We start from the raw sequence: 10,022 nt of genomic DNA on the forward strand, positions 1-10,022 counted from the left end.
TTCATCATAAAGATGAAATGCTCCGGAGCACCTGTTTCACTTTTGCCCGTAATAGGCATCTGGCCCGTGCTTGCGCATAAAATGCTTGTCCATCAGCCAGCTATCGATGGGCTTCAGCTGCGGGTTGATCGCGCGAGCAATCCACGCCATCCGCGCCACCTCTTCCATCACCACCGCGTTATGCACCGCATCGTGCGCATCCTTGCCCCAGGCAAAAGGCCCGTGCTGATAGACCACGATGCCCGGCGTATGCAGCGGCTCAACGTCACCCAGCGTTTCGATAATCACGTGGCCCGTGTTCAGCTCATAAGCCTCCGCCACTTCCTGCGCGCTTAACGCCCGGGTGCAGGGAATGTCGCCAAAGAAGTAGTCCGCGTGGGTCGTCCCCAGAGCGGGAATAGCCAGACCCGCCTGCGCCCAGGCCGTCGCGTGCGTCGAGTGGGTATGCACCACGCCGCCAAGGCTCGGATAGCGGCGATACAGCGCCAGATGCGTGGCGGTATCGGAAGAAGGACGATAGCGTCCTTCCACCACGTTCCCTTCGAGATCCACGACCACCATATCGTCCGCTTTCATGGTCTCGTAGGCGACGCCGCTGGGCTTAATCGCCACCAGCCCGCGTTCGCGGTCGATAGCGCTGACGTTACCCCAGGTAAAAGTGACCAGGCCGTAGCGCGGTAAATCCATATTGGCGTCGAAAACCTGCCGTTTCAGCGTTTGCATTATGCCACCTCCAGCAGACCGGCGCTGGCCATCCGCGCCTTCACCCAATCGCGCGCTTTCGCGACCTCGGCGGCCGGATCGTCGGTCGTTTCGCTCCACATTTCAATTAGATACGGGCCGCAGTAGCCCGTCTGCTTGAGCGTTTCGAAACAACGTTCAAAATCGACGACGCCTTCGCCGAACGGCACGTTTTTAAATACGCCGGGTTTCGTGTCTTTTATATGCACCGCCACGATATGCCCCATCCCGGCCTGAAGCTCCATCTGTACGTCGTTATCCCAGGCGGAAAGGTTGCCGATGTCCGGATAGAGCTGGAACCACGGATTATTCAGGTAGTGGGCGTAGCCCAGCGCCTTGCTGATCGAGTTCATCAGCGGGTAGTCCATAATTTCCATCGCCAGCGTTACCTGTGCGCGGCTGGCCATTTCAACGCTCTCTTTTAGCCCATCGCGGAAACGACGGCGCGTCTCGTTATTGGCTTCCTGGTAGTAGACGTCGTAGCCCGCCAGCTGGATTACGCGAATCCCCACATCCTGCGCCAGCCGAATCGCTTTGCGCATAATCTCCAGGCCCTGCGCCCGTACCGCGTCGTCTTCGCTACCGAGCGGGAAGCGCCGATGGGCGCTCAGGCACATTGAGGGCACGCGCACCCCGGTTTCCGCAATCGCGTTAACCAGCGCGAAGCGCTGCTCCCGGCTCCAGTCGAGCCGGGCCAGGCGGTCATCAGTTTCATCGACCGACATTTCGACGAAATCAAAACCGAGCGCCTTAGCCAGCCGCAGACGTTCCAGCCAGCACTCCCCGGCGGGGAGCGCTTTTTCATAGATGCCGAGCGGAATAGGTTTCGACAGCATAGCCGCTCCTTAGCCCCACAGCTGGGCGATCGAACGTTTGAACTGCCGCGCGGCTTCCACCGGGGAAGCGGCGTCGCGAATGCTGCGGCCGGCGATAAAGACGTGGATCGGAATCCCCTGGAACAGCGGCAAATCCTCCAGCGCCAGGCCGCCGGTGACGGTGACTTTAAAGCCCATCCCGGACAGGCGTTTGATCGCGCTGATATCCGCCTCGCCCCACGCTACGCCAGCGGCCTGGGCATCACGGCTGCGGTGATAAACCACCTGCTGAACGCCAGCTTCACGCCACTCCTGCGCCTGCTCCCAGGTCCAGTAGCCGGTCAGTTCGATCTGGACGTCGCCGTTGAACTCTTTCGCTACGTCCAGCGCGCCTTTGGTGGTGTTGATGTCCGCGCAGCAGATCACGGTGACCCAGTCGGCGTTGGCTTCAAAGCACATGCGGGAGAGAATTTTACCGGCATCGGCGATTTTGGCATCCGCCAGCACGATTTTGTTGGGATAGAGCGCCTTCAGGTCGCGAACGGCGCGTACGCCCTCAGCCACGCAGAGAATCGTACCGACTTCAATAATGTCCACTTCATCGGCAATCAGGCGCGTCGTTTCATACGCGGAAGACATAGATTGGTTATCGAGCGCAACCTGCAACATAGGTAATGACATTTTTGTATTCCTTTTAAACGGCCGCTGCCGTAGCGTTATCAATTAATTCCAGAACTTCCTGCGCGGAGCGGCAGGCGCGTAAACGGTCAAAATTGGCTTCATCTTCAAACAGGTTGACGATCTGCATGATGCCGACTTCCTGATGGGTATTGGCATCCACGGCCGCCATGGTGATCAGGATGTCGACCGGGTCGTTATCCTCATGATTGAAAACCAGCGGCGTTTTCAGCGTAACCAGCGCAAAGCCCGTTTTCTTCACCCCCTCTTCCGGCCGACCGTGCGGCATCGCCAGACCGGGAGCAATCACAAAATAAGGGCCGTGCTGAGCAACGCCATCCAGAATGGCCTGGTAGTAGCGCGGCTCCACGACATCCGCCTTCACCAGTAAATCAACGCTCAGCTTGACGGCTTCCTGCCAGGTGCTGGCGTCGGCCTGTAAAAGGATGGAGTTGTTCTCCACCAGCGAATCACGTAATTTCATTTGGCGTCCTTACTTCACATCCTGCGGGAAGTGCGCTTTGATCACCTCCAGCAGTTTCGGGCCAAAATCCGCAGGCGAGAGCATGTTGCGCACGCCAACCACGTATTTATTGCCGGAGACGCTAATCTCACCGGCGATATGGGTGGAGGCGATGATGATGTCCGCGCCGTTGAGTTCACTTTTGTATTCCCCCACCGCGCAGCTGTTTACCGTGTGATCGATATTTGACTGGGTCAAAAACTGGTCCACCTTCATCTTCATGATCATGGAACTGCCTTGCCCGTTGCCACATACAGCCAGAATACGTACGGTCATAGTCAAAACTCCTTATTGAGCAGAAGCATCTGCCAGTTGTTTTTCCGCGTCCTCTTCAGCGCGCAGCGTGCGCCCTGCGAAGAACATATAAGCCAGTGCGATAATGATAATGACGGCCATAAACGCGATACCGATGGAGGCGAAGCCCTGCATCATCGGCGGCGCCAGAATTGACCAGTCCGCCATGCCCATCCAGGCGCTCATGCCGGTCAGCTTCACCGCCCAGACGCAGCCAAAGATTTCGATCATGCCCATCACCAGACAAATCTTGAGCGCCGCGCGCCAGCCGCCAAAGTGGTTAGCAAAGACGCCGATGGTGGCGTTCGAGAAAAACATCGGGATAAAACCCGGAATAATCAGAATGGAAGAGCCGAAGCCGACCAGAATACCGACGGCGATCAGCTGGCCGATGGTGCCCCACATAAAGCCCCAGACGACGGCGTTTGGCGCAAAGCTATAGATCGCCGCACAGTCAATGGCCAGTACGGCGCCGGGAATCAGGCGCTGGGAGATACCGTTGAACGCCTCGGAAAGTTCGGCGACGAACATGCGCACGCCCTGGGTGATAATGAAAATAGCGACGGCGAACGAGAAGCCCGTTTGCAGGATATAGACCGTCCAGTGGGTGTTACCCGCCATCGCCTGTACGGTGTCGATGCCGAAGGAGAGCAGAATCGCGCCGAAGAAAATGGTCATCACGATGGCCGTGGAGACGATGTTGTCGTGAAAGATGTTCAGCCAGCCCGGCAGCTTAAGATCCTCAACGCTCTCCTCTTTTTTGCCCAGATACGGGGCGACCTTGTAAGCAATCCATGAAGCGAACTGCTGCTGGTGTCCGATGGAGAAGCCGCAGCCGTCGGTCACTTCCTGAGTCGGCTTATACATCATGTTCGAGGTAATGCCCCAATAGAGCGACACCAGTACCGCCGTACAGATGATGGTCGTCCACATCGGGTAGCCGAAGATGTAAAAAGAGACGGCAATCAGCCCCGCCTGCTGGAACATGATGTGCCCGGTCAGCATGATGGTGCGAATACCGGTAATACGCCGCAGCAGGACATAACAGATATTCAGCGCCAGGGCTAACAGTACGGCATAGCCCACCCAGCTGTAGGCGTCGCCCATGCGTTCGATCGTGGCCATCATTGACGCGTAGGTATCGGAGATAGCGCCGTTAATGCCGTAAACCTCAGACATTTTCGCCACGACCGGCTTAAACGTGCTGGTCAGAATGCCGGAGCCGGCCTGCAGCAGCATAAAACCGATGATGGTTTTAATCGTCCCTTTAACAATAACGCTGGCGCTTTTGCGCAGCAGGATATAGCCCAGGCAGGTCACAATACCCAGCAGCAGCGGGGCGTTTGTCATAACCTGGTTAAAGAACACGGTAAAGATGTGGTAGAGAATCTCCATAACACACTCCAGAAGGTGGACGCTCTGAACGCACGCTACGCCCAGGTTGGTTGTTGCGATCACTCTAATAATCAAAAATAATCACAACAAGATTATATTTGATTAAATGTGACGCACGCCGCAAATAATCACACAATCCGCCATCGTATTAATTCTCATTTCTACAAAATGTAAAATAGTATATTTAAATCAATGAAATAAAACCTAACTCATGTCATAACGTCAGCCTGCCCCTCTTTTTACTCTCCACGATTCCCCTCATGAAGGGCAAATTTCAGGATTGCAATCCTGAACAAACGGTGCCAGTATTCGTCAAAACAAATCACATTGTGATTACTTTTGATAATATGCGAGGGAAAAACAAATGAGTAAAGTACAAACCATCACCCGCGAATCATGGATCCTGAACACTTTTCCGGAGTGGGGTAGCTGGCTGAACGAAGAAATTGAACAAGAGCAGGTTGCGCCGGGCACCTTTGCCATGTGGTGGTTGGGTTGTACGGGCATCTGGCTGAAATCCGAGGGCGGAGCCAATATCTGCGTCGATTTCTGGTGCGGTACCGGCAAGCAAAGCCACGGGAATCCGCTGATGAAAACGGGCCACCAGATGCAGCGTATGGCCGGCGTGAAGAAGCTCCAGCCAAACCTGCGCACCACTCCGTTTGTTCTCGATCCGTTCGCTATTCGCCAGATCGACGCCGTACTGTCCACTCACGATCATAACGATCATATTGATGTGAACGTGGCCGCCGCGGTCATGCAGAACTGCGCCGAGGACGTGCCGTTCATCGGCCCGCAAACCTGCGTCGACCTGTGGATAGGCTGGGGCGTTCCAAAAGAGCGCTGTATCGTGATGAAACCAGGGGATGTGGTTAAAATAAAGGATGTTGAAATCCACGCGCTTGACGCTTTTGACCGTACGGCCCTGATCACCTTACCCGCGGATCAAAAAGCCGCAGGCGTCCTGCCGGACGGAATGGATCAGCGCGCGGTGAACTATTTGTTCAAAACGCCGGGCGGCAACCTGTATCACAGCGGCGATTCCCACTACTCCAACTACTACGCGAAGCACGGTAACGAACACCAGATCGACGTGGCGCTGGGCTCCTATGGCGAGAACCCGCGCGGTATCACCGACAAAATGACCAGCGCCGATATCCTGCGCATGGCCGAGTCGCTGAATGCTAAAGTGGTAATCCCGTTCCATCACGATATCTGGTCAAACTTCCAGGCCGATCCGCAGGAAATCCGCGTTTTGTGGGAGATGAAAAAAGATCGTCTGCAGTATGGCTTTAAGCCTTTCATCTGGCAGGTGGGCGGAAAATTCACCTGGCCGCTGGATAAAGACAACTTCGAATACCATTATCCGCGCGGATTCGACGATTGCTTCACGATGGAACCGGACCTGCCCTTTAAGTCGTTCCTGTAAGGCTTCTCCGGCGGGACCGCCCGCCGGAAATTATCCCCGTCAGCATTAGTATTTTCACCTGATTTCAAATATCATCTTTGCTTATCACTTTTAATCGGATTTGCTCATGACGGAAGCGCAAAGACATCAAATTTTACTGGATTTGCTGGCACAAACGGGATTTGTCACCGTGGAGCAGGTGATTTCCCGGCTGGGAATTTCTCCGGCGACGGCACGACGCGATATCAACAAACTCGACGAAAGCGGCAGGCTGAAAAAAGTCCGCAACGGCGCGGAAGCCATCAGCGAGCAGCGCCCGCGCTGGTCGCCAATGAATATTCACCAGGCGCAAAACCACGATGAGAAGGTACGGATTGCGCGTGCGGCTTCGCAGCTGGTCAACCCTGGCGAAAGCATCGTCATTAACTGCGGCTCTACCGCATTCCTGCTTGGGCAGGAGCTGTGCGGCAAACCGGTACAGATCATCACCAACTATTTGCCGCTGGCCAACTATCTGATCGATCAGGAACACGACAGCGTCATCATTATGGGCGGGCAGTATAACCGCAGCCACTCTATCACCCTGAGCCCGCAGGGCAGCGAAAACAGCCTGTATGCCGGGCACTGGATGTTCACCAGCGGCAAAGGGTTGACCGCCGAAGGGCTGTATAAAACCGATATGCTGACGGCGATGGCGGAGCAAAAAATGCTTAACGTCGTCGGCAAACTCGCGGTCCTGGTCGACAGCAGCAAAGTCGGCGAACGCGCCGGAATGCTCTTTAGCCAGGCCGGGCAAATCGACCTGGTGATTACCGGTAAACAGGCGGATGAGGCGATCCTCAAGCAGCTTGAGGATCAGGGCGTGCAGGTGATTCGCGTTTAAAGGTGACGTTGAAAAAAGTCCACCGTCGCGGCTAACGCTTCCGGCGTAATGCGGTGGCGGACGCCTTTCTGCCAGAGGCAGGTTAAATTGTCGGCCAGCGCGTTTTGCTGCAGCGCCTGCTGCAGGCGGAAGGTTTCCCCCGGCGGCACGACATCATCTTCATCGCCGTGCCAGAGCAGCAGCGGACGGCTGGCCAGGGTCGCCAGCTGCTGGCTGACGTCCCACGCCACCAGCTGTTCTGCATCGAACGAAGGCGAAGGGAAAAGCGCCTGCGAGAGCGAACTGAAATAGCCTGACCCCATCAGGCAGGCTACGCTTTTCAGCTCCGGGTGGTGGGTCATAATTCCTAATGCCGTCATTCCGCCCATCGATGCGCCTGCCACCGCCAGCCTGTCGTCAGCAAGCCATCCCCGATCCCGAATCGCCTCCTGTAGTGCCGGAAATTCAATAAAATTGTTCATCAGAATCGGCCAGAAGCGCTGCATCCGCCCCTGCTCGTCTCCCCGGTAGCGCGCGCCGTGTTCCGCTGCATCAGGCATAATCACCCGAAACCCCGCCTCTGCAAGCGCAACGGCAAAATAGCTGTAGACCAGCTTAGAAGAGGTAAAACCATGATAAAAGACAATGCAAGGCAGCGCCGTATCCGCGGCGCCCTGCGGGTACGCATGGAGAACCTCCCCACCCGCAAGGTTACGCATTTCTAGTGCAATCATTTACCGTCTCCTTTCTCTCAAGTGATGTTATGTTATTACTCAAGTCGCTCGTTCGCACATGATTCATAATCTTGAGAACCAGATTACGCTTTCACGATATTTTCATTCGAAAATCGCGTACGGGATAACAATTTGGGAACATTCCCCGGAAATGACATTCAGGCTACCACTACACTATGACTAACAGGAAACGAGATATGGTTATGCGTAGGTTTGCACCGTGGTTAATGGCAATCGCTTTAACCGGCTGTAGCGCCCTACAGGGGACGCCAAAGGCGCCGCCGCCGGCAACCGACCATCCACAAGAGATCCAGCGTAATCAGACGGCGGGTCTGCAGAAGATGGGGACGGTGAGCGTATTAATGTACGGCTCACCGATGGATGTCGAGGCTGCGCTAAAGGTCAAAGCTGAGGCGGCTAAAGCGGATTACTACGTCATCATAATGATTGATGACACCATGGTTCCGGGCCAGTGGTATTCGCAGGCAATTTTGTACCGTAAATAGCGGTCAACCTTTAAGCCAGCTTTACACTGCTTTGCATCCATTCACGTTCTCCTGTGCATAATAACGTTCGGCCAGCTGTAACCTGGCAGAACGTTAGCAACGGACTGCCCTCAGGACTATGTGAAATGGAGCTGACGATGAAACGAACTTTTACCCTACCCAGCCTGATGTTGACCACCGTCACGGCCAATACTTCCGCGCAGTCAGCGGAGTTTGCCAGCGCTGACTGCGTAACGGGCCTGAACGAAATTGGCCTGATTTGCGTTAACAACATCTCGGGCAGCCAGCAGGATGTTGAACACGCTATCGCCGTGCAGGCCGATGAGCAGGGCGCCTCCTGGTATCGCATCGTCCAGATGTACGAGGAGCAGCAGCCGGACAACTGGCGGGTACAGGCCATTCTTTATGCCTGAGGCGCCTGTCGTCCACGCCCCGTTGCCCGTAACAGTAAGTCATCCAGCGTCTGCTCATCCAGCCGCATGCCGCCGCGCGCGTCGAGCATCATACGGCACCAGGCCTCGGCCAGCGGCGGTGACGCGAAGCGTAATAGCTGCGCCCCAACGCCCAGCATATAGACCAGCCGGGTAATCTCCCGCCCCTGCTCTTCCAGAGGCCGCCGTAGCCACTGCTGCAGCTGCCGCCACGTCCGATCGAAATGACGATTTTGCCCTTTCACTTCCGCGCACTCCGCCGCCAGAAGTTCGAGCGCCGCCGGCTGCTTCATCAGCACCCGCATCACGTCCAGACACATAATATTACCGGAACCTTCCCAGATGCTGTTTACCGGCATTTCACGGTACAAACGCGGTAATTCACTCTCTTCACAATAGCCTGAACCGCCCAGTACCTCCATCGCCTCGGCGACGAACGCGATCCCGGATTTGCAGACAGCAAATTTCGCGGCGGGCGTGAACAGCCTTGCCCATAGCGCTTCCTGCACATCGTCGCGCCTGTCCCAGGCCCTCGCCAGGCGGAACAGAAAGGCGGTTTGCCCTTCCAGCCGCAGCGCCATCTGCCCCAGAACCTGACGCATTATCGGCTGATCGACCAGATTTTTACCAAATGCCTGACGCTGCAGAGCATGGTATAGCGCTACCGAATAGGCCCGGCGCATCAGCGCATGGCTACCCAGCGCGCAGTCAAAACGGGTCAGGCCGCCCATTTTGAGAATTTGCCGGACGCCATCGCCCTCTTCCCCGACCAGCCAGCCGCAGGCATTGAAAAACTCGACTTCGCTGCTGGCGTTCGCGCGGTTACCTAATTTATCTTTCAGCCTTTCCAGATGTACACCGTTACGCTGGCCATCCGGCAACAGGCGCGGAACAAAAAAGCAGGAGAGGCCCGCCGGCGCCTGAGCCAGCACCAGATGAGCATCGCTCTGCGGTACCGAGAAAAACCATTTATGTCCGATCAGATGATAAAAGCCTTCTGCGCTTTTCTCCGCTCGCGTCGTGTTGCTCAGGACATCGGACCCGCCCTGCTTTTCCGTCATCCCCATCCCGATAAGCAGCCCGCGTTTCTGATTACCCGGCACAAGGTGCGGATCGTAGCGATCGCTTAATAGCGGCGATAGCCAGTCGCTAAAAGTCTCGGGTAAGGAGCGCTGCAGCAATGGAATAGCGGCAAAGGTCATGGTGGTGGGACACAGGGTGCCCGCCTCGACCTGCGCATGCAGCATAAAGCGGGCAGCGCGGGCAACGAAGGCGCCTTCACGAGCCTCTTCCTGCCAGGCAAGATTATGTACCCGGTTAGCGCACAGCCCCTGCATCAGTAAATGCCAGGCGGGATGGAAACGAACATCGTCAAGACGCGATCCCGTTGCGTCATAGCGCAGCAGTTCCGGCGGATTGCTGTTGGCCAGGCGCCCCAGCTCCAGCGATTCGGCCGTCCCCAGCTGTTGGCCAATGCTCGCCAGCAGATCGCCATCCCAGCCCGCGCCTTCGCGGACGACGGCTTCACGCAGGGCGGTATCGGACAGGAATAAGTTACTGTTACATAGCGGCGAGGGTTGATTAAATACGGTATGAGTTTGCCAGTGCATTATGTTTCCCTCCTTCAATGGCTCT

Annotated in this window: 12 protein-coding genes; 4 read left to right on the top strand and 8 right to left on the bottom strand. The window is 56.2% G+C overall.

The genetic code is table 11. The annotated features are described in order from the left end of the window. Positions 1–36: 36 nt before the first annotated feature. From SIK97_RS12240 to ulaA, 6 genes are read right to left on the bottom strand one after another with little or no spacing between them, the layout of a single operon-like run. Positions 37–723, bottom strand: a complete 687-nt coding sequence (locus SIK97_RS12240; protein WP_004097998.1) for an L-ribulose-5-phosphate 4-epimerase — start codon at positions 721–723, stop codon at positions 37–39. After that, complete coding sequence (locus SIK97_RS12245; RefSeq protein WP_014227628.1) at positions 723–1,577, bottom strand: L-ribulose-5-phosphate 3-epimerase; 855 nt, start codon at positions 1,575–1,577, stop codon at positions 723–725. The genes SIK97_RS12240 and SIK97_RS12245 overlap by 1 nt, the downstream gene beginning before the upstream one ends. A 9-nt stretch (positions 1,578–1,586) precedes the next feature. Next, positions 1,587–2,237 (bottom strand): 3-keto-L-gulonate-6-phosphate decarboxylase UlaD, encoded by a 651-nt coding sequence (locus SIK97_RS12250; protein WP_009652369.1) that lies wholly within the window; start codon positions 2,235–2,237, stop codon positions 1,587–1,589. 13 nt (positions 2,238–2,250) lie between these two features. Further along, a complete protein-coding gene (gene ulaC, locus SIK97_RS12255) occupies positions 2,251–2,718 on the bottom strand; it encodes a PTS ascorbate transporter subunit IIA (protein WP_004097995.1) in 468 nt (155 codons plus the stop codon). Between the two features lie 9 nt (positions 2,719–2,727). After that, on the bottom strand, positions 2,728–3,033 hold the full coding sequence (ulaB, locus tag SIK97_RS12260; protein ID WP_004109091.1) for a PTS ascorbate transporter subunit IIB: 306 nt from the start codon (positions 3,031–3,033) through the stop codon (positions 2,728–2,730). 12 nt (positions 3,034–3,045) lie between these two features. Then, positions 3,046–4,446 (bottom strand): PTS ascorbate transporter subunit IIC, encoded by a 1,401-nt coding sequence (ulaA, locus tag SIK97_RS12265; RefSeq protein WP_004097992.1) that lies wholly within the window; start codon positions 4,444–4,446, stop codon positions 3,046–3,048. 364 nt (positions 4,447–4,810) lie between these two features. Here ulaA and ulaG point away from each other — a divergent pair, with 364 nt between their 5' ends. Next, the gene (gene ulaG, locus SIK97_RS12270; RefSeq protein WP_014227627.1) at positions 4,811–5,875 is read left to right on the top strand and encodes an L-ascorbate 6-phosphate lactonase; all 1,065 of its coding nucleotides are present in this window, start codon (positions 4,811–4,813) and stop codon (positions 5,873–5,875) included. A 106-nt stretch (positions 5,876–5,981) separates the two neighbouring features. Continuing rightward, the gene (gene ulaR / locus SIK97_RS12275) at positions 5,982–6,737 is read left to right on the top strand and encodes an HTH-type transcriptional regulator UlaR (protein ID WP_004097990.1); all 756 of its coding nucleotides are present in this window, start codon (positions 5,982–5,984) and stop codon (positions 6,735–6,737) included. On the opposite strand, the gene yjfP is transcribed toward ulaR, so the two are convergent. Next, positions 6,734–7,450 carry an esterase gene (gene yjfP, locus SIK97_RS12280; RefSeq protein WP_004097989.1) on the bottom strand — a complete coding sequence of 239 codons (717 nt, stop codon included), beginning with the start codon at positions 7,448–7,450 and terminating at the stop codon, positions 6,734–6,736. The genes ulaR and yjfP overlap by 4 nt on opposite strands. A gap of 197 nt (positions 7,451–7,647) precedes the next feature. Here yjfP and bsmA point away from each other — a divergent pair, with 197 nt between their 5' ends. Then, positions 7,648–7,956, top strand: a complete 309-nt coding sequence (gene bsmA, locus SIK97_RS12285) for a biofilm peroxide resistance protein BsmA (RefSeq protein WP_004097988.1) — start codon at positions 7,648–7,650, stop codon at positions 7,954–7,956. 137 nt (positions 7,957–8,093) lie between these two features. After that, positions 8,094–8,369 carry a DUF1471 family protease activator YjfN gene (yjfN, locus tag SIK97_RS12290; RefSeq protein ID WP_014227626.1) on the top strand — a complete coding sequence of 92 codons (276 nt, stop codon included), beginning with the start codon at positions 8,094–8,096 and terminating at the stop codon, positions 8,367–8,369. On the opposite strand, the gene SIK97_RS12295 is transcribed toward yjfN, so the two are convergent. Then, positions 8,360–9,997 carry an isovaleryl-CoA dehydrogenase gene (locus SIK97_RS12295; protein WP_049069023.1) on the bottom strand — a complete coding sequence of 546 codons (1,638 nt, stop codon included), beginning with the start codon at positions 9,995–9,997 and terminating at the stop codon, positions 8,360–8,362. The two genes, yjfN and SIK97_RS12295, sit on opposite strands and share 10 nt — an antisense overlap. Positions 9,998–10,022 lie beyond the last annotated feature (25 nt).

Source organism: Klebsiella sp. JN_Kp126, assembly GCF_033843325.1.
Lineage (GTDB): Bacteria > Pseudomonadota > Gammaproteobacteria > Enterobacterales > Enterobacteriaceae > Klebsiella > Klebsiella michiganensis.